At 71.5% G+C, this 509-nt stretch carries 1 protein-coding gene; it reads right to left on the bottom strand.

The annotated features are described in order from the left end of the window. Positions 1 to 509 (bottom strand): cytochrome c oxidase assembly protein (locus AB6N24_RS23130; protein ID WP_412871701.1); only part of this gene is annotated, 509 nt, incomplete at both ends.

Genomic DNA, 509 nt, shown 5'->3' with positions numbered 1-509 from the left:
CCGAGCAGCCCGAACCAGTCGGCCACGAGCAGCGCCTCGCCGCTCATGAGCGCGACGCCGAAGAACGCGTGGAACGCCATGGTGGCGAACAGCAGCAGGATCCGCTGCGTGTACGGGGGCCGGCTCGGGCCCGGGTCGACCCCGACGAGCGCGTTCGCGAACAGGTACCCCGCGAGCGAGAAGTGCACGACCATCGCGACGTGCCCGACGGGGTTGCGCAGCGCCCACTCGAACGCGCCCGTGTAGTAGAAGAGCACCATCGACCCCGCGAAGTTCACCGCGGCGACGAGCGGGTGCGCCAGGAACGTCCCGAGCCGGCTGTGCACGAGCGTGAGCAGCCACTCGCGCGGGCCCCGCGACAAGTCCCCCCGCAGCGTCGTCGACCGGGCGGGGATCGCGCGCAGCGCGAGCGTGACCGGGGCGGCGAGCGTCAGGAGCAGCGGGATCACCATGGCGAGCACCATGTGCTGGACCATGTGCGCGCTGAACAGCACGTGCCCGTACATCGC

It is taken from the genome of Cellulomonas jepli (assembly GCF_047229345.1).
GTDB lineage: Bacteria > Actinomycetota > Actinomycetes > Actinomycetales > Cellulomonadaceae > Cellulomonas_A.
Note: the sequence above shows the minus strand (reverse complement) of the source record. Positions and strands in the feature narration are given on the sequence as shown.